This window comes from Microcoleus sp. w2-18bC1 (assembly GCF_036700365.1).
Classification (GTDB): Bacteria; Cyanobacteriota; Cyanobacteriia; order Cyanobacteriales; family Microcoleaceae; genus Microcoleus.
This window is the reverse complement of the sequence record NZ_JAUBOS010000025.1, coordinates 1-25,502: the sequence shown is the minus strand read 5'-3', so window position 1 is coordinate 25,502 and position 25,502 is coordinate 1. Positions and strand designations below refer to the sequence as shown.

16 protein-coding genes and 1 tRNA gene are annotated in these 25,502 nt (G+C 44.9%); 6 read left to right on the top strand and 11 right to left on the bottom strand.

Translation table 11 applies throughout. From position 1 onward, the window contains the following. Window positions 1-91: 91 nt before the first annotated feature. The gene (locus QT979_RS15105; protein ID WP_333210153.1) at window positions 92-1,105 is read right to left on the bottom strand and encodes a hypothetical protein; all 1,014 of its coding nucleotides are present in this window, start codon (window positions 1,103-1,105) and stop codon (window positions 92-94) included. Between the two features lie 122 nt (window positions 1,106-1,227). On the opposite strand from QT979_RS15105, the gene QT979_RS15100 reads away from it, so the two are divergent. Then, a complete protein-coding gene (locus tag QT979_RS15100) occupies window positions 1,228-1,794 on the top strand; it encodes a hypothetical protein (RefSeq protein WP_333210154.1) in 567 nt (188 codons plus the stop codon). Window positions 1,795-1,798: 4 nt separating this feature from the next. Here QT979_RS15100 and QT979_RS15095 read toward each other — a convergent pair whose 3' ends face one another. Beyond that, window positions 1,799-7,138 (bottom strand): AAA family ATPase, encoded by a 5,340-nt coding sequence (locus QT979_RS15095; protein WP_333310830.1) that lies wholly within the window; start codon window positions 7,136-7,138, stop codon window positions 1,799-1,801. 446 nt (window positions 7,139-7,584) lie between these two features. Between QT979_RS15095 and QT979_RS15090 the strand changes: the two genes are divergently transcribed. Further along, window positions 7,585-10,053, top strand: a complete 2,469-nt coding sequence (locus QT979_RS15090) for an ATP-dependent Clp protease ATP-binding subunit (RefSeq protein ID WP_333210158.1) — start codon at window positions 7,585-7,587, stop codon at window positions 10,051-10,053. Between the two features lie 108 nt (window positions 10,054-10,161). Here the strand turns inward: QT979_RS15090 and QT979_RS15085 are convergent, their stop codons facing one another. The 8 genes from QT979_RS15085 to QT979_RS15050 all read right to left on the bottom strand — a co-directional run bounded on the left by QT979_RS15085 (window position 10,162) and on the right by QT979_RS15050 (window position 21,470). Continuing rightward, on the bottom strand, window positions 10,162-14,211 hold the full coding sequence (locus QT979_RS15085) for a hypothetical protein (RefSeq protein WP_333310828.1): 4,050 nt from the start codon (window positions 14,209-14,211) through the stop codon (window positions 10,162-10,164). A gap of 355 nt (window positions 14,212-14,566) precedes the next feature. Then, the gene (locus QT979_RS15080; protein ID WP_333310826.1) at window positions 14,567-15,106 is read right to left on the bottom strand and encodes a redoxin domain-containing protein; all 540 of its coding nucleotides are present in this window, start codon (window positions 15,104-15,106) and stop codon (window positions 14,567-14,569) included. Window positions 15,107-15,218: 112 nt separating this feature from the next. Then, window positions 15,219-15,818 carry a peroxiredoxin gene (locus QT979_RS15075; RefSeq protein WP_015178160.1) on the bottom strand — a complete coding sequence of 200 codons (600 nt, stop codon included), beginning with the start codon at window positions 15,816-15,818 and terminating at the stop codon, window positions 15,219-15,221. A 126-nt stretch (window positions 15,819-15,944) separates the two neighbouring features. Continuing rightward, window positions 15,945-16,017, bottom strand: a tRNA-Met gene (locus QT979_RS15070). Between the two features lie 138 nt (window positions 16,018-16,155). After that, window positions 16,156-18,618: a peptidoglycan DD-metalloendopeptidase family protein gene (locus tag QT979_RS15065; RefSeq protein ID WP_333310824.1), complete on the bottom strand. Its 2,463-nt coding sequence runs from the start codon at window positions 18,616-18,618 to the stop codon at window positions 16,156-16,158. Between the two features lie 582 nt (window positions 18,619-19,200). Next, window positions 19,201-19,662, bottom strand: a complete 462-nt coding sequence (locus QT979_RS15060) for a tRNA (cytidine(34)-2'-O)-methyltransferase (protein WP_333210165.1) — start codon at window positions 19,660-19,662, stop codon at window positions 19,201-19,203. Window positions 19,663-20,027: 365 nt separating this feature from the next. Further along, the gene (gene gshA / locus QT979_RS15055) at window positions 20,028-21,179 is read right to left on the bottom strand and encodes a glutamate--cysteine ligase (protein ID WP_333310822.1); all 1,152 of its coding nucleotides are present in this window, start codon (window positions 21,177-21,179) and stop codon (window positions 20,028-20,030) included. Between the two features lie 9 nt (window positions 21,180-21,188). Continuing rightward, complete coding sequence (locus tag QT979_RS15050) at window positions 21,189-21,470, bottom strand: hypothetical protein (RefSeq protein ID WP_333310820.1); 282 nt, start codon at window positions 21,468-21,470, stop codon at window positions 21,189-21,191. 123 nt (window positions 21,471-21,593) lie between these two features. On the opposite strand from QT979_RS15050, the gene QT979_RS15045 reads away from it, so the two are divergent. Further along, the gene (locus QT979_RS15045) at window positions 21,594-22,637 is read left to right on the top strand and encodes an AI-2E family transporter (protein WP_333210171.1); all 1,044 of its coding nucleotides are present in this window, start codon (window positions 21,594-21,596) and stop codon (window positions 22,635-22,637) included. A gap of 156 nt (window positions 22,638-22,793) precedes the next feature. On the opposite strand, the gene QT979_RS15040 is transcribed toward QT979_RS15045, so the two are convergent. Further along, window positions 22,794-23,609, bottom strand: a complete 816-nt coding sequence (locus QT979_RS15040; protein WP_333210173.1) for a cobyrinic acid a,c-diamide synthase — start codon at window positions 23,607-23,609, stop codon at window positions 22,794-22,796. 324 nt (window positions 23,610-23,933) lie between these two features. On the opposite strand from QT979_RS15040, the gene QT979_RS15035 reads away from it, so the two are divergent. The 3 genes from QT979_RS15035 to QT979_RS15025 all read left to right on the top strand — a co-directional run bounded on the left by QT979_RS15035 (window position 23,934) and on the right by QT979_RS15025 (window position 25,345). Then, entirely contained in the window at window positions 23,934-24,176 is a 243-nt protein-coding gene (locus QT979_RS15035; protein ID WP_333083077.1) for a hypothetical protein, read from the top strand. Then, complete coding sequence (locus QT979_RS15030) at window positions 24,143-24,241, top strand: Mo-dependent nitrogenase C-terminal domain-containing protein (protein WP_445304788.1); 99 nt, start codon at window positions 24,143-24,145, stop codon at window positions 24,239-24,241. The genes QT979_RS15035 and QT979_RS15030 overlap by 34 nt, the downstream gene beginning before the upstream one ends. A 240-nt stretch (window positions 24,242-24,481) precedes the next feature. After that, a complete protein-coding gene (locus QT979_RS15025) occupies window positions 24,482-25,345 on the top strand; it encodes an Npun_R2479 family HD domain-containing metalloprotein (RefSeq protein ID WP_333310818.1) in 864 nt (287 codons plus the stop codon). Window positions 25,346-25,502 lie beyond the last annotated feature (157 nt).

Sequence of the window (25,502 nt, the reverse complement as noted above, 5' to 3'; positions counted from 1 at the left end):
GACTGAAAGGCAACAAGGCCAAGCTTCAAGCGACGCACAACCAACAATGACACAATGAATAACTAATGACTATCGAATATGCAAGAACTCATCAATCGTGCGCGCCCTCAGACCAAACAGGCAATTGATTAATTTTGTCCAGCGTTATATCTACATACTTTTTACCATCCGCTGCTAGATTTTCCCCAAAATATCCCTCATCGCCGTCGTGCTTGTGAGGGCCGCTCACAGCTTCTGCATAGCGGCCTTGCAAACGAGCTTGATTGAAAGGAGAAGTAGCGTACCAGTACCAGCGAGTCGGAAAAACTATGCCGCCAATATCCTCAATAGAATCGCGAGTGCCGCGAAAGTGGAAAATGCGATCGGCTTCTGCAAAACCATTTTCTCCCGAAAACACCCCCCCAACCGAAACAACCGTAATTTCTGCCTTCAGCCATTCTTTAAGATAACGAGTAGCACCTAAAGCAACTTGTGCGCCGCCGCTAGTGCCAATTAAAATAACTTTTAAAGGTTGTGGAGAATTAACTGAAATGGGGGATTTAGCATTCATCCGCTCGATAATTGCATTAGCTATTCCCTGATTGTATGCAAAGCCGTAGCGATAATCTAGAGAAATTGCAAACCTCCAGAGATTGCGAATTTTAATGAATATATTCCCCGCAATCGGCCCTTTTTTTGCCTGTTCTGCAAACCGCCAAAAAGGAGCTAGCCACCGCTCTCCTCCTAAACTTTTGTTAGAAACTGAGTAAGGAAAAACATCGCCCACTGCTACGCATTGCGGGTGAATTTTAACTAAGCGCTTGAGAAACAACTCTTCGCCCGGCGTTAATTCGTCCCCCGAAAAATCGCCAACTCCCGGTAAAAAGATGATATAGCAATTAAGTGGCGAAGACTTACGCGCTTCTAGATTGCCCTTCTTAGATGGCAATATCTCCGGTGGATTTTTCTTGATACCAAAAGTTTCGGCACTTTGATTCAGCCACCATATAACAGTGCCCACTGGCGAAAGAATGCCCCAAATTATCAAAATTACACCTGCGATCAGCAACAAATTTAAACTTCCCCCGCGCAGCCATGCAAGTATCCGTAAAATCAATCTTAGCATTTAATAAAATCTGGTAGAATGCCAATTAATTACTTAATTACCTAGAAATAGTTCGGTGATGCTGCTGTATTAGAGCTTATTTTGTACAAGTTGTCAACTATCTTGAGGAGCAGGAGTTCAACGTGAAGGGAGAAGATTCAATTGCAGGTTTGGGCGCAACGCTTTGGAACGCGCTTTCTTTGAACGGCAATTTTTACGAAAAAACTCCCTACACTCGCAGAACTAAGCGAATAGCTTTAACAATTGTAATTTTAGCTGCGCTGTCCCGCGTGTTGGGCAGTTCTGTCATCTTGTTAATCAACCGAACTGAGCTATCAATATTATTTCTAGGACTTTTCATAGAGGGTTTGGCAGTCGCGGGGGGTTATTATTTTTGGACTTTCACTATCTTTAAAATCGGGGAGTGGCTGAAACCGGGTCACGTAACTTATCGGGAGCTGCTGGTTCCAATCGGATTTGCCTATGCCCCCCAAGTTCTGAGTTTCTTAACCTTAATTCCCTTGCTGGGAGAAGGAATAGAGCGCATATTAGTTGTCTGGAGTTTGCTAGCTGTAATTGTGGCGGTTCGGCAAGGTTTGGATATTCAAACTCGCTGGGCGGTGTTAATTTGTCTGGTGGGTTGGCCATTGATTCAACTTGCGATCGGCTTTGTGGAAGTATTTGAGCAGTTGCTGTCACGATGGCTTTAATTAATCAATACGGCAGCAGTATAGTAAACTCGCTGCCCTCTCCAGGTTCCGACTTGCAAATTAACTTTCCTCCATGCTGTTCTACCACAATTTGATAACTGATAGACAATCCCAAACCCGTCCCCTTACCTACCTCTTTAGTAGTAAAAAACGGGTCAAATATTTTACCCAATACCTCCGAACTCATCCCCACACCATTATCTACAATGCGAATTGCTACTTGATTTCCTTCGGCGACTTCAGTGCAAATCTGAATTGTCGAGTCAACTTCCCTCCCTCTTTTTTCGTGATACAAAGCATCAATAGCATTAGTCAGTACATTCATAAATACCTGATTAATTTCTCCCGGATAGCAGTTCACTAAAGGCAAATTGCCGTACTCCTTGAACACTTGAATATCAATTAATTTGTGATCCAAAATCATCAACGTGCTGTCGATACCTTCGTGGAGATTCACCCATTTCCTATCTGATTCATCTAGCCGAGAAAAGTTTCGCAGCGACAACACAATATCGCGAACTCTCGCAGCACCCACTCTCATTGAATCTATCATTTTAGTGAAATCATTCATCAAAAAATCTAAATCAATTTGCTCGGTTAAATTTACTATTTCTGGTCCGGGATTTGGGTAATTATTTTGGTATAAACGTAGTAGATTTAGTAAGTTTTCCGCGTATTCATTGGTATAATATAAATTTCCATAAATAAAGTTAATCGGGTTATTAATTTCGTGAGCCACTCCCCCGACAACTTGCCCTAAACTGGACATTTTTTCACTTTGAATTAGCTGCAATTGAGTGTGGCGAAGTTCTTCTAATGCAGTATGCAAATTCTCAGTTCTTTGGGCTACTCGCGTTTCCAGAATACTATAAAAACGAGCATTTTCTAGAGAAATAGCGGCTTGTGCAGACAGGATTGCCAAAATTTCTAGCCTGTCGCTAGTAAAAGCACCTTTGGTTAAATTATTTTCTAAGTAAAAAATTCCCGTAAGGTTGCCTTGATGGATAATTGGCAATACTAGGATAGATAGGGGTTGATTGACCGCAATATAAGGGTCAAATTGGAATTGCTCGGATCGGGTAGCATCATCTAAAACCAAGTATTTTTGCGTTCTTTCTACATAGTTAATCAAGGAAATTGGGAGGATATCCGATTCGGCAATCGGGAGAGATGGTAACACGGTTAGATCATTAAACTGACCGGTAAGTCCAACTTCTATGAATAATTGATTACCTGTCTTGGCAAGAAATAATACTTTTTGAGCGCCTGCATTTTCCTTGACAAGCTGTACAAGTTTCTCTAGCAAGCGGCTGAGAATAATTTCGCTCGAAACAGCTTGTGATGCTTTAACAACTGTTGAAAAATCCAGCACCAAACTATTGTTAATAGTAGTTTGGGCAGTGCTGATAACATTTTTATGTATTGGGTATTGATGGCGATCGACTAAATAATGATAACGGGATTCTAAGTATTTAACTTTTGCTATAGCTCCCCAGCGGATATAGGCATAATAAGCTTTTGTCAGATAAGTTCGAGCAATTATCTCTTTATCCAAAGATTGATAAAACTCTCCAGCTAATTCATATGCTAATGCTTCTTCTTGGATGTAACCGTTAGCAGCCGCTCCTTTAATAGCTAAGTCATAATAATCCATTGCTGTAAGAAGTTTATCGCTGAAAATTCTAGCTTTCTCAGCTTCAACTAACTCGTACTTGTGCTGATAATTCATGGGTGCATGGTAGGCCCACTTTTGCATAATTTGCTGATGAGAGTTAACAATAGCTAGGTATGCTTCTTTATTGTCACTGTCAGGATAGTGAGCGAGGAGAGCCAGCGAATAGTAGAAATTGTGTACCCCAACAGTGATTAAGCCGATCGCCCCATCTGCGTATTCTGCCGCTAATTTACCGCTGGCCACAGCCGCAGCATAATCTTTAAGTAAATAAAGCAGCATCAATTTAGCAACATAAGCTGCAAACAGCGACATTCGATTATTTTCTTTCTGCCAACGGGACATCACAGCAGGTTCATCCAACCTGTCGCTAACTAATCGTACTTGCTCTGATGTTTTGCTTCTTAAGCTTGAAGCAGTTACTTGCCAAATTTGAGCATAACCTATGGCAAATTCGTGTTTATTTTTTTGCAAAAACTCCATACAAACGCTTTGTTTTTCTTCGACATATTCTAACTGTTCTCCCACTAACACTAAATTAGTAATATAGTGCATAAAATTATAAACCGCCCATTCTAAATCACCATTTTCTACACCAAACTTCATCCCTTCTAGAAATGAATTAAGTGTGTTTTTAGTAGACTCTTTCCAGATTCTTATATGAGCATTAAACATTACATAAACCTTAGCTTTCTGTTGGCTAGCATTAAATTGTTCTAGCAGCTTTAAAGCTATTAATCCAGCGTAGTAGCCAGCTTCGATGTCGCCTTCGATGCCGCACAGCATCATTCCATAAAGAGTATAGGGAAAACTAGCTAATGGTGAATGACCGCGATCAATACAAAGATTGACCATAGTCAAGACGAGGGAGGACACAATTTCAGGTTTGGCAATATAAGCAGGAGGATAGAGGGCTGTCAGGATTTCCATAGCTGCCAGTTGATAAGGATCTGTCATAACTGGCAGATTGGCTAATTCCTCAATTCGCGGCAATTTTGGCACTGCAATGGTCTGCTTATCTAAGAGGTTGACTCCCAGGATTTCCAGCACTTCTAGACCTGTTTCAACAGCTTTTAGCATCTGGCTTTGAGCCTGATAAAATAGGATTTTGAGCTGATACACTTTCACTCTGTCAAGCTGGTTTTTAGCCGATCGCAAAACCACTTCCGCCAAATTTTCTGCTTGAGCGAAGTTGGTGTTTAAATATTCCGCTTCCAGTGTCTCTACATACAACCGCAGCGTCATGCTATAGTTGCGATCCCAGCTATCAGGTGGTAATAAGGAAATTCCCACATTCAAATACTTAACAGCGGGTTCATAAGCATTAGCTGCTTTGGCCTTATGTCCAGCGATTAAATTTAATCCTGCTAACTCATCTTTTTCGGATTGCAGGCTGAGACAATCAATTCCTACATTCAACTGGTTGATAATATCAAAAATTTTCTCTTCTACTTGATCGGCGGGCGTATTTTTAAGTAGCAATTTACCTATCTTAAGATGAGTGGCTTTCTTTTCATAATCAGGAATCAGCGAATATGCAGCTTGCTGGACGCGATCGTGCAAAAATTTATAGCTGACTCGCGAAGAATCGAAAGTTAAATTAACTCCTGCTTCTCCATCTAAAAATAAAGGAATGAGGTAACTCTCATTCAATGGAAGTATTAACCCCGCTTGCAAAGCATCCCAGAGTTCAGTCGCAGTGACTGATGGAGATTTTGCGTTGACAGTAGAGAGAACATCTAGAGTGAAACTGTCCCCAACACAAGCCGCCAATTTCAAAATTTCTTGTGTAATCTCTGGCAGTTGTTGGATCCGACTGGCTACCAGTTCAACTACACTCTTATCTGTGATGCCAATAGCCTGAATCTCCTCAATGTTCCACTGCCACTCCCCTCTTCTTGCGGGAGACAGCAGCTTGGCAAAGTCAAATTTCAAAAGTTTTTCTTGATAAAGAGTGTTGAGTAATTGCGTCAAGAAAAAAGGATTCCCACCAGTCTTATTCCAAATTAGCTCCGCTAAAGGTTGAATTCTTTCTGAGTCATTCAATGTCTCAGAAATTAACTCAGTCACCTGGGGTAAAGAAAGATGTTCCAGCACTAAAGTGTTAAGAATAATCCCCGTTTCTTGAATGTACTCTACTGTCTGCATTAAAGGATGTGTAGAGCTAACTTCATGGTCTCGATAGGCTCCAATTAATAGTAAATATTTGCTATCGGGGTCAGTCGCCAGCAATTCCATTAATTTCAAGGTTGCTGAATCTGACCACTGCAAGTCATCGATAAATATGACTAAGGGATGCTCTTTTTGCGCGAATACGTGGATAAATTCTTTGAATAGTCTGTTAAAGCGGTTTTGTGCTTCTGTGGGGGCAAGTTCCGCAACGGCAGGCTGTTTGCCTATTACCAATTCTAGTTCGGGAATCACGTCAATAATTACTTGTCCGGCATCGCCTAGTGCGGCTAAAAGTTTATGTTGCCAATCTTGTAATTTTTTGTTATTTTCGGCAAGTAACTGCTGGATCAAAGATTGAAAAGCTTGAATTAAAGATGCGTAAGGTATATTCCGCTTGAATTGGTCAAATTTACCTGAAATAAAATAACCCCGCTGTCTGGTGATGGGTTTTTGAATTTCGCTAACTACGGCAGATTTGCCTATACCTGCATAACCCGACACTAGGATCAGTTCAATTTGGGAAGAGGAAGAAATTTCCTCGCAGGGATTTGCTACACGTTCAAATGCTGCCAATAGTTCGCTGACTTGTGCTTCCCGACCGTACAATTTTTGAGGAATCAACAACTGACTCAATATATCTAAGTTTCCAGGGGTAAAATCGACTATCTTGCCTGTAGTTTCTAACTGATTTAAACAAATTTCTAAATCGGCTAATAATCCGCCTGCGCTTTGATATCTATCTTCGGCATTTTTTGCCATCAATTTCATCACGATTTGTGAAATTGCTGGTGGAATTTCTGAATTAATTTGATGCGGTAAAATTGCTTGAGAAGCTATGTGACTGTAAACTATTTCTAAAGGGTCGTTGCTCATAAATGGCAATTGACCTGTCAGCATTTCATATAAAGTGATTCCGACAGAATAAAAGTCTGTGCGGTAGTCAAGAGTGCGGTTCATTCTCCCGGTTTGTTCGGGAGACATATAAGCAAAAGTACCGACGATCGAGTTAATATTATTAATTTGGGGAGTTTCTTTGGACAATCGTGAAGCAATCCCGAAATCTGTCAGTTTAATAATTCCTGTTTGGCTGTTGAGGATGATATTGCTAGTCTTAATATCTTTATGAATGATTTTTTGAAGATGCAGATATTCTAAGGTTTTTATGAGTTGAATACCAAACCTCAAACACGTGATAACTTCGAGCTTTTGTCTGGACATCAGGCGATCGAGAGATTCGCCATTAAAGTCTTCTAAAAGCAAGCCGAGACGGTTATCAAAGGTTTCTAGGCTAAGGACTTTAACTAGGCCCGGATGGTCTAAATGTTGGCGAATGCGATACTCGTGCTTGATCCTGGTAATTGCATCGAGGGTGGGATATTCAGCTTTGAGGATTTTGAGTACAGTTGTCTCCTGCTGGGTGGGGATTTTTCCTCGATAAATAATTGTTTCGATACCTTCGTGGAGAGTAGAGTGGATTTGGTATTGCGAGAGAAATTGCATGGAGTTCTGCTCAGAGTTGAAAATATATCTGATTCTAGTCCCTGTTCGCTGTTGACTGTTGGCTGTTGGCTGACGGAACGAGCATCCTCAACCGTCAAAAGTCTTGACATGGCAACTGTTATATGCTTAATTCAACTATGTACTTAGGCAAACAAAAATCAAGCTTTATTTACTCGGACAAGAATCTATTTATAGATAAAGTGATAGTATTCATGGAATCAAGCCATTTTGCTACTATTATTCTCAATTAATATCCGATCGACAGCGGACGGCAACCACACCCCTACTATTCGGCTCTCCCCACTGTCCCTACCCCTTTAGCAAGATACATTGTTAAAGAAGGAAATACACAAAAATTTACATCTATAATTTGTGTAGTGTTCCAAATCGCTCCTCACCAGCAGCGATACAGCCCTCGCCAAGACAGACAGTAGGATAGAAAAAATATGTTTGAACGCTTTACAGAACAAGCCATTAAAGCAATCATGCTAGCCCAAGAGGAAGCGCGACGCCTCGGTCACAATTTTGTAGGCACCGAGCAAATTCTTCTGGGACTCGTCGGCGAAGGCACTGGCATCGCTGCAAAAGTATTACTGGATATGGGCCTCAACTTGAAAGAGGCGCGCAATGAAATCGAAAATATCATCGGTAGAGGTTCTGGGTTCCTCCCGCCTGAAATTCCTTTTACGCCCCGCGTTAAGCGCATTTTTGAGACGGCGCTGAACGAAGCGCGGCAGTTAGGCCACAATTACATCGGCACCGAGCACATCCTGCTGGGGCTGATTCAGGACGATGAAGGGGTGGCGGCGAAGGTGCTGCAAAACTTGGGAATCGATCGCCAGAGAGTCCGCACGCAGGTAATTCGTGCCGTGGGAGAAGTCGCTGCAGTACCCGGAGGTAGGGGAGATAGCGGCGATCGCAAAACCCCGACTTTAGAAGAATTTGGCACAAACCTGACCAAGTTAGCCGCAGCCGGCAAACTCGATCCCGTGGTAGGCCGCGAAAATGAAATTGAGCGTGTAATCCAAGTGCTCGGCCGCCGCACGAAGAACAATCCAGTCTTAGTGGGCGAACCGGGAGTCGGCAAAACAGCCCTCGCCGAAGGCCTAGCCCAGCGGATTGTTAATAGAAACGTCCCGGAAATTTTAGAAGATAAACAAGTAATCAGCCTCGATATGGGTTCGCTGATTGCTGGTACAAAGTTCCGAGGCGAATTTGAGGAACGCCTGACGAAAATCATGGCAGAAATTCGTGCTGCCGGCAACATCATTCTGGTAATCGATGAAATTCACACCTTAGTCGGTGCAGGCGCAATTCAAGGCAGCATGGACGCCTCCAATATGCTCAAACCCGCCCTTGCTAGAGGCGAATTGCAGTGTGTCGGCGCCACTACCTTGGATGAATATCGCAAACACATCGAGCGCGACGCTGCCTTAGAACGCCGCTTCCAACCGATCAAAGTCGGTGAACCGAGTGTGGCTGAAACAATAGAAATATTGTACGGGTTGCGATCGGCTTACGAACAGCATCACAGACTGACAATTTCCGACGCAGCTTTAGAAGCAGCGGCCACACTGTCAGACCGGTACATTAACGATCGGTTTTTGCCAGACAAGGCGATCGACTTAATTGACGAAGCAGGTTCCCGCGTCCGTGTGATGAATTCACAAACCCCGCCCGAAGTTAAAGAGCTCAAAAAGCAACTGCCTGCAGTAACAAAAGAAAAAGATGCAGCAGTGCGCGAGCAAGACTTCGACAAAGCTGGAAAATTGCGCGATCGCGAATTAGAGATTGAAGCCGAAATCGCCGAAGCTACGATCAACAAAAGCCAACTCAAAACTTCTCCCATTGTCACCGAAGAAGACATCGCCCACATCGTGGCTAATTGGACGGGAGTACCAGTCAGCAAGCTGACAGAATCCGAATCGGAATTGCTGCTGCACATGGAAGATACTTTGCACCAGCGTTTGATCGGTCAAGAAGAAGCTGTCAGCGCAGTTTCTAGGGCTATCCGTCGCGCGCGGGTAGGCTTGAAAAATCCGAATCGCCCGATCGCCAGTTTCATCTTTTCCGGCCCCACAGGCGTCGGCAAAACCGAACTTACAAAAGCCCTGGCAACTTATTTCTTCGGTTCCGAAGAAGCCATGATTCGGTTAGATATGTCCGAATTTATGGAACGCCACACGGTTTCTAAACTCATCGGTTCGCCTCCGGGTTACGTTGGCTACGATGAAGGCGGTCAACTAACAGAAGCAGTCCGGCGTCGTCCTTACACAGTCATCTTGTTCGACGAAATCGAAAAAGCTCACCCGGATGTCTTCAACATGATGCTCCAAATCTTGGAAGACGGCCGCTTGACCGATGCCAAAGGTCGGACAGTAGACTTTAAGAATACACTGCTGATCATGACCTCCAACATTGGTTCGCGAGTGATTGAAAAAGGCGGCGGCGGTCTCGGTTTCGAGTTTGCTGAAAGTGCTGCAGACGGTCAGTACAACCGCGTTCGCAGCCTGGTAAACGAAGAACTGAAACAGTTTTTCCGTCCCGAATTTATCAACCGCTTGGATGAGATTATCGTCTTCCGCCAGTTGAACAGGGAAGAAGTCAAGCAGATTGCGGACATTATGTTGCAGCAAGTCTTCAGCCGCTTAACCGAACAGGGTATTACTTTGTCGGTGACAGACCGGTTCAAGGACTTGTTAGTTACAGAAGGCTACAATCCCAGCTACGGTGCTCGACCTTTGCGCCGCGCCATCATGCGGTTGTTGGAAGATGTACTGGCTGAGGAAATGCTGTCTGGGAAGCTGAAAGACGGCCAAAAGGCAATAGTTGATGTGGATGAAAACGGTCAGGTTAAGGTAGTGCCCGATGGTTCATCTGAGCCAAAATTGCCAGAGTTCGCATTAAGCCATTAATGCACTCTACCAACGGATAAATACTGTTGATTAAAAACCCGGTTTCTTTGAGAAACCGGGTTTTTAATTAAATAATACCCGTAAAAAAAATGCAACTTATCGACGAATCTAATCCCACGATTGTAATTGCACAACCCAATGCTGCACAAAAGCAGAAATGCGATCGCGCCGAGTTTCAAAAGTAGCAGCAATCCAGATAAACGCAATGCCAAAAGCTAAACCAATCGCCCATTTAATCAGCGGATAATCGAAAATCAGAACCACCAACTGATAAAAAACATTGATTAAAAAAATTCCCGTTCCCACAAACAAAAACGCCCGAACTCGCAGCGCCAAACCCGCTGCAATAGCCACCAAACTAAAAGCCCCCGCAACTAAACCGTGGCTTTGTTGAGTCAAAAGAGGCATCCCGCAAATCAGCGCAGTTGCGATTATTCGCAGAGTGTGGCGCAGCGGTTTTTCTGCTGGTAATTTGAGAGTGCGATCGAATTGAGTAATGTAAAGTAAAGAAAGTCCTAAAGGAGTAACATAAAACTCTGGCTGAGTCAATCCTATTTGCCAGAACCACCGCAGCATTATCCAGTCAATTATTGCCACACTCACATAGGTAAAACGGACTTCCTCCTTTTCCCAAGCCAGGAAAAAATACAAAGTAGCAGCTATCAGTAAGCTAATCGGATAAAACTTAGCCGGACTTTCTAAAATAGTAACTATTGGAATCAGCGAAGCAATTACCTGCCAAGGTTTTTTTGACCAACCCCAGTTGTCCCAAGGCAAAATGTAAATGAAATAAGCTAATAGAGAAGCGAGGGCAACTTTCCAAGGCCCCAGCGGCCCGGAAATATACTTAACTAAAGGCGTATTGATCCAATAAAGCCGGATGCCAAAGGCTTCTAGCCAGCCCAAGTAAATCCAAATTTCTCCCCATTGGCGATCGAGATTATTTCGCCCTTGCAAGAAAGCGTATTGAACTAATAAAGCACCAGTGACTAATCCTAAACTGAGGCCGGACTTAATATCATCGGCAGAAGCCCAAATCAGCAGCAAACTGCTCAAAACCCAGTGCAGGTGAGCAAATATTTTTAACTCTGCATTAGTTAAATGTAAATAATTGCTGAGCCAAGGAGATAAAATGCGATAGATATATGTTAATGTTGTGCCGAGAGTTGCCAGGACAATTAAGCCGTCGCCAAAAGCTCCTCCTGCTGCTTGAAAAAGTTGATATAGTAGCGATTCGTAAGCAGCAACGGAAACGCCAATTAATCCTAAATAAACCAAAGGTTTGAATTCTGGCTCCCGCCTACCAATGCCGATCGCAATTAAAGACGCACCCAACACAGTTAAACCAGTCCAATTTGCAAAAGTGTGCGATCGGAAAGTTAAACCCAATACGCCGTAAACCAAAGGTATAAAATGAATGCTAGGTAAAATTGTTGAATCGGGGTGTCGGCGCCGCCACCAATCCCCCAACAATTGCGTAAACAATCCGAGAGCAATATTAGCAACTGCCAGATTAATAGTATTTTGTTCTACCAAACTCAAACCCACTGCTGTCAACAACTCCAAACTCCAAGCCAAAGCATAAATTGCCAGAGGGGAAAGTTGGCGTAAACTTCGGAAAATAATCGCAGCCATTATCACCAAAATAGCAGCCAAAACTTCAGTAGAGGGCGGAAAACTAAAGCTACTGGCTGCGTAGAGTTCAAAGGAATAAAAAGTAATAGTTGTCAACAGTAAGCCTGCAAGTAAGATTGCCCACCCATCTAAAGCTCGATCGTAAATTTGAGCTAATTGAGAAGACTCAGGTAAACGGCTGGAAAAACGAACAATCATGCTGCGAAGTAACCACAGACACAAAAGAGCGATCGCCCCGGCAATTCCCCAATCCCAACCCGACACAAAACCTAATTGATCGATCGCCGCAGCTACGAAAGTCAAGCCAAATCCCACTCCAATTGCAGCCGCTGGTATCTCGACTAAATAGTAAGTATTGACGAACATTAATCCGGCGGCCAAACCCAAACCAATTAACCGATATCCCGGAAAAATAAAAATTAGAATTTGTGCAAATATTAGGGCGATCGTACTAAAGGTACTGGCAACTTTTTTGTGAGGAACCTCAGTATATTTAGCAACAGCAGTCAAAGCCAAAGGAGTCGCCAGCCAGAGCAACCTCCACTGAGGGCGATCAGTGGCAGTACCCGCAATCACATAATTTTGCAACAAGACAAAGCTAAATCCTGCTAATACTAAGCCCAGATACCAGGAACTTTGGAACCATGCAGGATGGCAGCGTAAAAAGGCAGAGTTTTCTTGGGAATTTGCCGCTTTCATCCAGACAAAAAATACCCATTCACTAGCCATAAACATCAATAATATTGCTGACCAAATATTTGGTGTCAGACTTGGGAAAAATAGGTCAATTGCCGAAGCGATCGCCCCTAAACCCATAATGTGAGTTATGGGAACCAAAATTTCCGGATTTCCCTGTTGTTCAGCCGCCGAAGCCTGCCTCGAAACTCGCCGGGAATTATCGGGAATTACGTATTTCCAAGTGATCCAAGCTAAAATTAAAGTAGAGACTAATAAATTGAGCGATCGCCAAAACGGATTGACAAAACTAATAACAGTTAAAACACTACCCAAAACGAGAGCAAGGTTTTCGCCAAAATAGGCTAGTTGAAACTTTCGCTTGCGGTAGAGCCACTCGGCTGCTGTTAGCATTAACATTAAATAAGGCAACAGCAGAACACCCCAAAAAGCCCAAGGAGTTTCCTGAGAGTTTGTAAGCTGAGTTAAAAATGCCACAACTTGTGTCTTAATCCCTAAAGGAAGCACTCGCCAAAACAGCCAAATACTCTGAAGTCCCACCGCCTCCAGCATTACCAAATCAAACTCTTGCCAAAACCGCACTAAACGGTTATAAAAAAACCAAACAGCCAATCCGCTAACTGCGATCGCCTGTAGCGGAATGTCGCGAAAACAAACCAGGTATCCCAAACCCAACAAACCCATTCCCGCTAATTGCCAGTGAAAAAAGTTGCTGGGATTTGGCGGGTCGGATATATTGTTTTCAATAGTCCCAGATGGCCGGGGTTGCTGCCAATCTAGCCATGCTAAAAGCACGCCACAAATCGCCAAAGCTAAACCCATTTCAGCGATATTTACATCCTTGACAAATATCGCTCGACCCAGTAAAATTCCTAATGAATAAGCTACTAAAGTCGCTTTTTTGTAAGTCAAAAAATCTTTGCTCAAACTGAAAGCAGCGGGGAATGTTTCAGTATTTCCCCCAAGTTGGATAGATTGCAATCGTTGTTGCTGAACTTGATAAACTGTAATAGCAGCAGTTCCCACTGTACCCACATAAACCGCAGTAAGGGCAAAGCCGGCCAATGCCCACCAAGAGTGCAAATAACTCAATCCCAAGTGATTTAGGGCGATCGATCGAGTGATGTTTTTTCCTGAACAGCTTTGATATTGATATTTGATAATCCGGGCAGTTATCCAAGTCAAAATAAGTGCCGCTGCGATTGCTACCGCCCAATCCCAAGGATACCGCCACAATCCAAAAGTATCCATCGCCCAAAAATTGATCGGCACTAGCAACAGCGTCACTTCTTGCAAAGTTTGAGCAGTCAAGTGCAAATTCTGCTGTCTGTTAGCCCAACTGCTAATTGCCCAAAAGGTTAAAGTATAAGCTAATAAAACTCCATATTGTCCGGCGGCAGGAAATCTTTCCCACTGACTGGCAGCTAAGACTCCAGAGGAGACAACTACCATGAACACTCCTAAAAACAACAGCCACACCACGCTAATTTCTGCCATTAGCGAGTGCAAAATTTGAGCGATAAAATTAGGGGCTTGAGTAGTTTCTGTGGGTCTAGCAACGCTTTCTCTGCTGCTAGGTACTGCTTTTTGCGTTGATAAGGCAGGTACTTTTGGCTCGGCAATAGGATCTCGCGGGTTTTCAATTTCAGAAAAATCTACAGCGGGCTCTCTGATTGGGCAGACTAAATACTGTCGGCACAATTCCTCAACCTCAGCGGGCGAAAGTAAACCTAGCCGCAGCCACGCATCTAAACCTGTCAACAACTCAGGATGCGACGCTAAGATGCTCAATTCAATTTTGCTCGATCGATCTTTGGGAGACGACATTGGCTTAAACTTGTACTAAGTACCTTCAAGCTATAGCCTAGATTAATGTCGAGCCAACATGGCAACATTCCGCCATCGAAATTGGCACAATAAGTATTTATGACTAAAGGGCTGTCGCAGCCAGTGTCAATCGATTTTAGATTTTAGATTTTAGATTTTAGATTGACTTGCGCGAGATAAAGGCGGGGGCTTGAGGATTTTAGATTTTAGATTTTGGATTGATTCCACGGATAAATCACGTGGCGGGTACCATCAAGAAATTCTTGGTCAACCGGTGAAAAAATCCCGCTGATGGGCCTAAACCAGCGTACATCAGCGGTAAAAAACTCCTAATTAGGACACAGCAGCGGTGTCGTTACCGATCGACATATTTCAATAAACTGTCCACACTAGCATTGTGGTCTATGAAAGAAAACAAATGTTTGAAGAGGAGTTTTCCATCTGCATCCAAAACAAACTGAGCAGGCAAAGGAGCACCTAAAGCCTGACCGACTTGATAAGCCCGAAAAACTTGACAGCCTGGATCAGAAAGCAGAGGCATTTTCAAGCCTAAATCTCTAACCACAATTTGGCTTTGGCGATCGTCGGTACTGGCAACCATCAATAATTCTATATTGCGATCGGCAAATTTTTCCCAGTTTTCATTCAAAGCTTTAATGTGAGGAAAACAGAAAGGGCAATATTGCTTTTCTGTAAAAATCCGCGTAAAAGCCAGAATTACAGGCTTATCGCCCCGATAATTCGACAGCCGCACCAATTTGCCATTATTAATATCCGGCAATTCAAAATCTGGCGTCCTCTGTCCCAGCTTCAGAACATTACTCGCCGGAACAGGCAATAAATTTTGGAAAAACCGCTCATTTAACAAGCCGCTAAAATTAGTAGAAGTCAGCATATTTCCTAATTTGGTAATTGCTAATTGCTAATTGGTAATTAAAAATCCGCTTAAATAAATGCCTCTGCGGGTACGGACACGGCAGCGCCGTGTCCCTACACATATAATCTGCTTAAACCGCAGCAAAGAATACCTTAGACTTGACAGGATCGGGAGTCATGGTCTTGTCACCGGGCTGCCAGCCGGCGGGACAAACTTCATCGGGGTGAGACTGGACGTGTTGGATAGCTTGCAGAGTTCGGAGAGTTTCGTCCACGTTGCGGCCGAAGGCAAGATTGTTGATAGTAGAGTGTTGGATGATGCCTTCTTTGTCGATGATGAACAGACCTCGAAGGGCAATACCTGCTTCTGGGTCGAGGACGTTGTAGGCCGAACTAATTGTTTTTTTGAGGTCAGCAACTAAGGGATAGTTGAGGTCGCCAACACCGCCAGATTTGCGGTCTGTTTGTATCCAAGCGAGGTGAGAGAATTCACTGTCAACGGATACGCCGAGGATTTCGGTATCGATTTTCTTGAAGTCCTCGAAGCGATCGCTAAATGCTGTAATCTCAGTCGGGCACACAAAGGTGAAGTCCAAGGGGTAGAAGAACAGGACTACATACTTTTTGCCTTTATAGTCGGACAGTTTAACTGTCTTGAATTCCTGATCCACTACGGCTGTTGCTGCGAAATCGGGTGCAGCTTGACCAACCCGGAGGCATTCACTGGTCATAGATTTTGTTTCCTTTTTTACGAACTGTTACAAATATATCATACTCATAACGACTACAAGTATCTTCTAGAGAAACCAAAAAAAAACGCTCTCAAATTTGAGAGCGCAATTTTTTGGATTAAATAATGGCTCAGGCGGGATTTGAACCTGCGACCTTGGGCTTATGAGTCCCCTGCGCTAACCACTGCGCCACTGAGCCAAATCTACTTCACGATTTACTATCGTAGCACGGTAGGGCTAGCTATGTTCTCTTTTCAAGCAACACAATTTCTAATGAATTCCAGTAAAAGTTATGAGTTTTGCTAATCATTCAAAACCCATAACTTCCGACCAGTAGTTACCGAGAAGCGCTGGAGGCATCGTCGGGCAGTAAAGCCATTGGGTTGATAGCACCCTGTCCGGCGGGATGAATTTCAAAGTGCAAGTGCGGCCCGGTACTGAAGCCAGTGCTGCCCATTTCTGAAATCTGTTCCCCTTGAGCGACTCTCTGACCCTTTTGCACCAAAATTCGGCTGTTGTGGGCATAGACAGTCTCAGTGCCGTCAGGATGGGTAATTTCCACCAGATACCCGTAGCCGCCGTCGTTCCACTGAGCATAGGTAACCACCCCGTCTGATGCTGCCACAATTGGCGTGCCGATCGGCCCTGCAATATCAATTCCTTTGTGCATCCGTCCCCAACGCCAGCCGTAGCCAGAAGTCAGAACGCCCTTAGACGGCCAAATAAACTGGTTAGCCGACTGTTGTTTGCCGTTAGGCAGATAAGTATCAGGGCTCGAAAGCGGAGGCAGTTCTGGAGAAACCATGCGTCCCAAAGACGGGTTGCTTAGGGGATCGTAACCGTCGGCTCCCAAAGGAGCAGTTGCTACCACAGGCCGCTGCCCAGCAGAGTTCGGCGTCAGGTTGATCGGTTGCAGTTCCGCTGCGCGAGCGGGGTCTAAACGCTCTTGCTGCTGCTTCTGAACCTGCTCAGACCAGGCTCTCGATGGCGGTCTGCTGATTTCATTTTGCACCGCCTCAGTATAGTCAGGGGTGTAAAGATAGGGATTGGCACTTGGCATATCCTCAGACGGGTTGACCGAGGACCCGTCATTTGGAGCCAAGGACACCGCATTGGCGCCGATCGAATTGCGCGAGGCACGATATTCCTCTCGCAGCCTGACAACTTCTGCCCTCAAGCGTTCGGAATAAGGGTTGAGAGCTTCTGCGGTAGGGAGAGGCTCCGATTTCGACTCTGGTACAGCACTAGTTGGCTCCGCATTTGAGCCCTGGGCGCTAGTATTTGCCACGAAGCTGATCGGCTGCGGGTATTCTCCCGTAGCGATGGCGGTAGCAGTTGCACTGGCTGGCGAGGGCAGGGCACTGGTGTCAACTGCACCTGTAAATGTTGGTTCGCCTTGAAGATCCAGCTTCCGTGGATCGCTAATGGTTTGGGAAACTTGAGTCAGCGGAATGCTGTTAATTTGGGGAACCATCGGCGCTGAAATATTGTTCAGACCTTCCAGGTTCTCCAGCGGAGAGACAACAGGCACTTTGGGCGCGGGTGATGCAACGCCAGCACCGGCTATTTCCGAGGTAGACGAGCTGGGGTTCAAAGATGCGGGAACCGAACTCGCCGCCCAGACAGATGTAGAGTTGGAGGCAGAATAAGAGGCTGCCGCCTGCACCCCTGGATTTTTAAACCCAACTTGGGGAATTTTCAGCCGTTGATTGACATTCAGCAAGTTGGGGTTGCCGAGCTTGTTGACGGAGATCAGATCTGTGGGCGATACGCCGTGACCTTTGGCGATCGCATCTAGCGTATCTCCCGGACGCACGCTGTAGAGAACCTCAGCCGGCGCGGCGGTACTTCCCGCAGGGGGGACTAGCACAGTGGGTGTTGCCAAAGACTGTTCAATTGACTCTAATGCTTGATCGGGCGATGCTACTTGACCTCCCCCGGAATTGGGAATTACAGGTGTGGCATCGAGGTCAGGAATAGTGGTCCCAGTTGCATATCCGGGGGAGGTCAGCGTCGGTGCTGACTCCGGCAAAAATGCCGCAGGTGTAGATAAATTTGCTCCCCCCTCCGACCCGAACATAGTTCGACCCGATTCTGTGGTGCGGTTTTCCTGTTTTTTCAAACTGTCGATCGCCCCGTCTGCATTCGGGATCTCGATCGAACTTTGTTCCGGTACCGTCGTGACCAGCGGGGTCGCTGCGGTTGATGGCAGCGCTGTCATGGCTGCACTATCCAATGGCTCGGAGCCAGTCAGATTTAACTCTTGTTCGGGATTGACCGTCGCTGCGCGATCTAGCGAAGCCGATGTGCTATAGCCGGCGTTCTGTTGTGGTGTGGCTTCCGTCGCAGTCGGAATTCTGAGCTGTTGGCCAACTTGGAGTATGGTATCGGGTTGGATGTCGTTGGCAGTTGCTAGTGCCAACGGTTCAACTTCATAATCCCGAGAAAGCTCCCAAAGGCTTTGCCCCTCCTGCACCTTAACCGTCGCGGGTTCATAAGGTGATCCGGGCTGTTCGGCCCTGGAACCGTCAACTTGTGCCGACGTAGCGGGCCCGTTGGCCGATACTGGCTGTACTTCAGCGGTGGATTCTGATGTCGGTGCGAGTTCAGACGCGCGAGCGCTGTCTCCATTTCTCGGTAGCAGGATGCCAGAAGCACCTACCGATATTGCCAGCCCGATCGTGGCGAGAGAGCGAACTCTGCCTGTGCTGAGCGTTGTCTGTTTGGATGGTTCCGCAGAACCGTCTCTGTCGATTTCACTAGCCTGAACAGGCTTAATTTGGGGATATGTTCGTTTCAAAAAAACGACCTCCTACTGAGAAGCGCTAACTGTCCTTGGAAACACTCAAGGGGATCGCATGACGCTGAGTTTAAATCAACAAGCAAAAATATTCTGATTGTTGACAGCTATCATGCTTAGGCCAGATTACCTTGCTTTTTTAATTTAGACAAGCTCAAACCGTCAGAAATTTTAAAATTCTCGGTCAAACCTGCTGCAATTAACCCCACAAGCCTTACACCGTAATAGCTGGAACGAATACATAAAATCTTCGTTCCGGTAAGGCTCTGAACTCTCACCTATTATCAAACTTTAGGCTAATTTCCGGACAACCTACAACCGTATATTTACTAGATATAGTGTTCAGACCCAAGCTGGTACTCGCTCACGCCCTAAATCCCTAAAATCCTCTGTTTTTGTTGCTGAATCATCTTGGGAGTAATTTTGTGTTGCTGATAACAATCTGTTTTTGACTGAATAAAATATATTAATGTCGGCTATCTAGATTTTCACCCCTTTGATACAAATTTCTTATATTTAAATGCAGCTTTGCCAGCCTCCGGCAGCTATTAAATATCTATATATTTATGTGTTGATAATGATTTATCCCAGCTCCCCCAACTGTCGTTTAGCCTCAAATAAACCCACAGCCGCGCTGACGGAGAGGTTCAAACTCCTGACTCCAGGCTGGCTCATCGGAATAAAAACTGTGGCGTCGCAGGCATCCAAGACGAATTGGGGAATGCCTACAGTTTCCGAGCCAAACATTAGCCAGTCGCTGGGCTGAAATTGGAATTGCGCGTAATTGCATCGCCCGCCAGTGCTGAATCCGATCGCTCGTCCCCCGCGCTGGTCCCGATAGGCCCCAAAAGCCGCTAAGTCTTCGTGGCACTGGAGATTGACGTAGGGCCAGTAATCTAAGCCGGCCCGTTTCAGGTAGCGATCGCTAATTTCAAACCCCAGCGGGCCAACTAAATGCAGTTCCGTGCCTGTGGCAGCGCAAGTGCGGGCGATATTGCCAGTATTCGGGGGGATTTGCGGGTGAATCAAGACAAGTTGGGGCATGAAGCTAATTAAAAGCGAAAAATACAGCTCTTGGGAAATTTATAAAACTACCCACAGGTAGATATACCTTATAGCTTTTATTTATAACCTTTGTCGAACTCCATTGATTAAATATTCTGATTTGTTTTAAGGGTGGCGATCTGCAACTTTGGACAATCAAGCATCCAGGATATAAGCCCCCGGATTCATCCGTCCAGAAATAAAAAACCTGTATCCGATAAAGGAGTCCCCGAATTTATCCGTGGGGTCAATCTAAAATCTAAAATCTAAAATCGATTGACCGGGAGGTTCGGGCTATTTCTATTGGCTGAGTACGCATAGCCAGGGGGCTAGTGAAAGCCCCCGTTATAATAACGGCGGGTACTTCAGGCAACTAACTGGGCGCACAAGTTGTCTTCTAGCTCCCATTCTTGGTGAGCCATGCCCTGAATCCCTTGCAGAATAATACTGCGGGTGTCCGAACCGCCCTCGTGTAGCTTCAACCACTGCTGGGCCGTGTTGCCTTCCCGGAGAATCTTTTTGAGTGGCGAGAGAAAGCAACTAAAGCCGCGTTTTTTGGCTATAGGCCACACTTCGCGGTAAATTTCCTCAATCCAATCTCGTGCCAGAATAGTTCTGCCGTCTTGCCAGTGGGTGAGTTCGGCATCCAAACTTTGCCGGGATGCAGCAATTTCGTTGGCGTCTGTGAGGGCAACTAAGTCTTCGTTGCGGGTGGCCGCAGGCAAGGTGCTGAGATCTAAAGGGTCTAAGCTGGGGTCTTCCATCATCTGCCAGATGCGAGCTTCTAGTAAGGCAGTAATGGCCAACAAAGCCAGAGGATTGACTTCGAGGTCGCAAATTCTCAGTTCGAGGCGATTGAGACAGTAGGGGCGACGATCGCCATTTGGTCGCACTGCAGACCACAAATGGCGGACGTTTTGCATAGTACCGAGTTCTAGCTGTTCTTCAGTCCACTGAATGTAATGCTTGTGACTTTCAAACAGGGGAACGATGGCGGGAGTTTTGGGAAACAAACCCCACCGAGTCGAATGATAGCCCGTCACTTCGCCGTCTAGGAAGGGGGAAGAGGCGCTCAAGGCAAGGTATAGCGGTGCTTCGACGCGGGCGAGGCGGATGGCGCGCATCAGCATTTCTGGTTGGGAGATGCCGATGTTGATGTGAATGCTGGCGGTGACGACTTTGGTGCCGTAGGTTTGCTCGATGTAGGTGTGGTAGGGGTTGTTGGGATCGGATCGGTAAAATCGATCGCTTCCTCCAAGAGACAAGGTACTTCCCGGCAGCAAGGTATAGTCGCCCAATTGTTTTAAATACTCGCGCAGCCGAACTCGTGGCTTGACTAAGGCACACAACAGGCGATCGTAGCTGCACAGCGGGGCGGTCGTGTACTCCACATTGCGGCTATCAGGCTCCCGGACAAATCCCTCTAGATCAGCAACTATGCGATCGGATAGACCGACAACCTCACCTTCGGGAGTGCCGGTATACATTTCTACTTCAAAGCCTTTTGATAGCAGCACGTTTGTTCCTCAGCTAAGTTGAGTGCTAGTTTCTAGTATCCCAAAAATTGACCTGTTCATACTATCTTCCACGGGACAGAGTAGAACTTTTTCGCCACGGGCACTGAAACCGGATTTTTCGGCGCCGGCTAGTTTGAGCGTTTGTGTGTTAGTTGCGAGCCCGCCACGACAAATACTCCCCTCGCAAAGAGTTTCCGAGGCGGTTTTAGACTCAGAAAGGCTGTTTGTTCGATCGCGGGCGTGTTTCATTAGGAATTCGTGACGATCGAACTTATGGTGAATAGAACCCACTCCTGCCTCAGTTCGTCATCTGCTTTCAGCCTTGAGGGGGATAGCCGCAGATATATCTTGGGTGCGATGCTAAAAGATCACTCTGCAATAGTTTTGAGCTATTATTAACCCCTAAAAATCCCTGTGAAAGAGCAAGAAAGAACCCCTCCCAATTTTTGGAATATGCTCAGCAATTTAGCCTTAGTCCGGTTTTTGCTTTTATTTGCTTCTGGTTGGGCTGGACTGCAACTTTTAGCTTACTTTGAAACTGCAGTCGCGGTTTTCACCATTGCTGCACTCGTGGCTTTTTTGCTCAACTATCCGGTGCGAACTCTCCAGAAATTTTTACCGCGAAGTTTAGCTGTCGCCTTCGTTGTCTTGCTCACCATTTTAGTTTTTGGCGGTCTCACCGTCACCGTAGGCGTCACTCTTTTATCTCAAGGGCAGCAATTAATTGACAGCATGACTGAATTTGTGAATGCTCTAGCGCCTCTGTCCGAGCGCATCGAAGCATTCCTGCAGGCGAGAAACCTGCAAGTTAACCTGCGAGTTATTGAGGAACAACTGCGAAATCAAGCTTTGGCTGGAGTTGTATCGAGTATTGCTTTTTTACAAGTATTTTTAACCAACTTATTGAATTTAATATTAATTATGGTAGTGGCTTCTTTCATGTTACTTGATGGAGAGAGGCTGTGGCTGTTAGTTCTCAAGTTTATACCTCGACACCTGCATAGGCGTTTAAGTGTAACAATAGAAAAAAACTTTTTAGGATTTTTTCAGGCACAAATCCTGTTAATGTTATTTTTGACAACAGCAAGTTTTTTGATTTTTCTGCTGTTAGATGTGAAATTTCCCTTAATTTTAGCCTTTATTATCGGATTGTTTGATTTAGTTCCAGGAATCGGAGCGACGCTGGGGATTAGCTTAGTTTGTTTTATTGTATTGTCTCAAAATGTATGGCTAGCTTTAAAAGTATTGGCAGCTTGCATTGTTTTGCAGCAAGTTCAAGACAACTTTATTCATCCGAGACTCATGCAAAATTCTCTTAACCTCAATCCGGTAGTGGTATTTTTTGCACTGTTAGTTGGGGCAAGATCAGCAGGACTTTTAGGTATATTTCTGGCGATTCCGCTAGCGGGAGTGATAGTTAGCTGGTTTGACATTGAAGAAATGCAAGCGGAAAGTTAATTGATACAGCCCTCCTATTTTATATAAAATCAGGCTGAAAAATTCAGTTTTCACTTGCCGACTAGAATTCCCATGCTTCAAAAACTCTCCTGGGCCCAAAGCGCAACTAAAAGTAAAGAGAAAAAAGCAACTTATGGTAAACCTTACTGGGTCAAGTTAATGAATAAATTGCAAGTCAGTAGGAAATCTTTCTTCTTCTGGTTCTGGATCATAAATGTAATCGCAGTCAAAACGCAGAGCTTGAGAGTGGCGACTGATAGAAAATCCGCAATTACTCACCATTTCTGTAGTAAAAGTTGCCATGACTAACTCAATTAGCCTTCTGTAGGAAATGTTAGGTAGTTGAACGTAATAGGTGCGCCTGGCAAAAAAGATTCTCTCATCTTTCGGGAGAATTATGCCATTAATTCTGTGTGCGTGTTGAATCGGCTTGATGTAGGTTTCAATAAACTGCGACTGATTTTTTTGCAGTCTCGCTAATCTTTCGTGTTGCAACCAGCTCATTTGAAACACAATTTTAATAAATTCAAAGCCCAAAATGTAGTTAAAAACATTATTACGTTCTTCTGTACTCAAGACGAAGCGGAGTGCTGATTCTAAATATTGGTCAGTTTCTCGGAGCGATTGTTGAGCTGAGTGGATATAAAATTGTTTGATGTAGCTTCTTAAATCTGATTCGTTTAATTGTTTTTTGACCCGAAATCTGATTAAATACTCTTTGACTCGGTGTAGAGTATCTACATCTTCAAACATTTTTGAGACTAAACCGTCGGCTGTATAATTATCTAAAAATTCTGCTTGCAAGTCGGGAGTAGATGCACACAATATGTAGCAGAGGGACAAGACATAGCGCCGTTGGTTCCAAGGCAAGCTTTGGGCCCATTCTTTAACTTCTACAGGGAGTTTTTGGAGCACGGTATCTGTGTGGGGGAGTTGAGCAAGGTCGGCATATTTATGTTTTTGTTTAATCATTGCCGGAAACCTTATATTAGTAAGTATACAGAGTCGTAGATCGCAGATGATGGGAGAGGGGAACTGCGAGGGAGGGCTGCTAGTTATTCTGTCTTATTTTCTTGCCATCTATCTAAATATACATTCTGGAGGGAACATAAGCCGTGATCTGTCTCACACTTTAGCGAGTTTTAAATCACAAATGCTAGCTCTTTGCATCACTTTTTGCGACTATGAGTGTCACTCATAAAACTTATTCACGTCACCGGATCAACAGTGGGTCTCGTTGAGGATTAAGTCGGGTGATTCATAAGTTTTTGTTAGTAATGATTACTGAGATCAATCATGAACTTGACTACAAGTATTTTCCCGGAAAATCAGTGCCAAGACTTAACTTTTTGCGATCGCCTCGTGCAACAAGTGCGACAGTGGCTTGATAGCATTGCCGTGGGAGAGCCGCAAGTAACTCAGTGGTGTGCCAACTTATACCCGCACGGTGTCCTTTTGAGAGAGATATTCCGTTATAGGGACACCATATTTTCCACATACCGCCTATGTGCAAGCTTAATCCTGTGTATGAGGAATTAGTGCGGTTGCGTTTTCTATCGCCCTCGTTTTTTCCTAACCTATACGGGGAAGATGTAACGCCGTAGCTAATTGAGGGGTGTCATACCTCGATCGCCCATTGATATCAATTATTTATGGGGTCTGTCGCTCTGGTAGTTGCGAGAGCCATAATTTAAGCCATAATTGTTGATAATATCAATGGATGCCTGTCGATAGGAGTGGGTATTCATCGTGGCGCTTAAGCCAAAAATAACATCAAACGGTAGCAGCAAAAACAATAAATATAAAAATAATTTAATAATCTACATGGGCTCAGGGAAGTGAATATGTTTAACGCAACTGAACTGCTGATTAAGGCTTTTGTCAATCGCCTGATTGAAGGCTACCGCCACACTTATGGCGGGTTTAAATCTGACTATGGCGAAATTATTGCTTGGGTGGCGAGTATGGCTTTAGAAAATATTGCTAATAGCGATGCTCTTTACCATAATGTCGAACACACTATTTTAGTGACCTTGGTGGGACAAGCAATTCTGGGTGGGAAGCACATCCGCGAAGGGGGTGTTTCCTGCGAAGATTGGCTGCACTTCCACATTGCTTTGCTATGTCACGATATCGGGTATGTTAAAGGTGTTTGCCGACAAGATAGAAGAGATTTGGGACTGTATGCGACGGGAATAGGCGACCTGAAATTAACGCTGCCTCCGGGGGCGACGGATGCTAGTTTGATGCCTTATCATGTCGATCGCGGAAAAATGTTTATTGACGAGCGTTTTGGCGGTCACAAACTGATTGATGCTGAGCTGGTTAAGCATAATATTGAGCTGACTCGTTTCCCAGTTCCTGCAAATGAAGATTATCAAGATACTGTAAATTATCCTGGTTTAGTTCGGGCTGCTGATTTAATTGGTCAGTTGAGTGATCCGCGATATTTGCAAAAGATTGCGGCGCTGTTTTACGAGTTTGAGGAAATTGGGCAAAATCGGGTTTTGGGCTATCAAAATCCGGGGGAGTTGCGGGATGGTTATCCGAAGTTTTATTGGAATGTGGTTTATCGGTATGTGAAGGATGCGATCGGCTATTTGGAACTGACGCAGCAGGGAAAACAAGTTGTTGCTAATTTGAGCGCGAATGTTTTTCGGGTGGAGCATTCTCAGGTTCCAAAGTCTGCGGTGGCTGTAGTTAGCTAGGGTTGGGGTAGATGTAGGGCGATCGTTCTTTTCAAATGATTCGCGGTCAAGGTTACTTTAAGTTAAAACCTGTAATTGCTCTGGGGGGGTGACAAAGAGGCCTAGGAGATAGACCGAATCAGGGTTGCAGCCCGCATACCTTGTTGATAAAAGCGAC